The sequence below is a fragment of the Acetobacter indonesiensis genome (genome assembly GCF_000963945.1).
Taxonomy (GTDB): Bacteria; Pseudomonadota; Alphaproteobacteria; order Acetobacterales; family Acetobacteraceae; genus Acetobacter; species Acetobacter indonesiensis.
Map to the genome: position 1 here is coordinate 1 of NZ_BAMW01000094.1, position 1,021 is coordinate 1,021.

At 56.3% G+C, this 1,021-nt stretch carries 1 protein-coding gene; it reads left to right on the forward strand.

Annotated elements, in window-relative coordinates:
* Nucleotides 1–1,021 (forward strand): hypothetical protein (locus Abin_RS15250; protein ID WP_048848504.1); only part of this gene is annotated, 1,021 nt, incomplete at both ends.

Below are 1,021 nucleotides of genomic sequence, written 5' to 3' on the forward strand. Positions count from 1 at the left end.
TCTTGTGCTCAATGGAACGATGGCAGCGTCCGGGTCTGTGGGGGTGCAGGCGGCAGGTGTTGACAATACTGGGACGCTTCAGTCTGGTGCGGAGACGCATCTTGCATCAAGTGCAGACATTCAGAACAAAGGCTCAGTTTCAGCAGGCCAGGGACTGACAGTCAGCGGGACGTCGCTGACAAACAACGGGGTTCTGACCGCGGCAGGAAAGGATGGTGCGTCCTTTGTCGTTGCGGGAGATACCCGGAATTCTGGCAACATCGGTGCTGATCAGGGACCTCTTTCGCTGCAGGCGTCTTCCCTGACGACAGAGGCAGGAAGTAAGCTCGCCTCTGCTGGCGATATGACTGTAAAGATTGAAAAAAGTGTCAGCAATACCGGCCAGATTTCTACGGCAACGGGCGCACTTCGTCTGACTGCTGCTTCCCTTGCCAATCGTGGACAGGGTTTTATTGGTGCCGGGGGTGATCTTGCTGTTTCTGTCGGAGAGTATCAGGGGGAGGCCGGATCAGCGCTTAAGGCGGAAACTGCTCTTACCCTGGTTTCAACCGGAACGGTTCAGAATAGCGGACTGATTTCAACCAATGCAGATCTGAACGTCACGGCGGCTTCTCTGGTCAATAACGGGACGCTGTATGGTGCCACCAGCACGACAGTGCTGGCAGATCAGGGTGTAACCAACACTGCCGGGCAGATTGGCTCCGGTTCCGGACTGTTGTCTGTCACTGCGGCTGATCTGGAGAACGGATCAGGCAAGATCATTGCGCAGTCAGGCGCGATTGATCTTTCGGCTGGGAGTATTGAGAACCGCGCCGGTGTGATTCAGGGGCAGGGTGACGTTGTTATTTCTGCGCGGACTCTGGATAACCGTCAGGCGGGTTCGGTTCAGTCTCTTGGCGGTTCTCTGACGTTGGGTGACGGTGCGGGTCCCATGCAGGACCTTCTCAATCAGGGTGGTGTGCTCGGGGCTGCGCAAACCCTCAGTCTGAATACGGATGCTTACGAAAGTGATGCCAGCAGT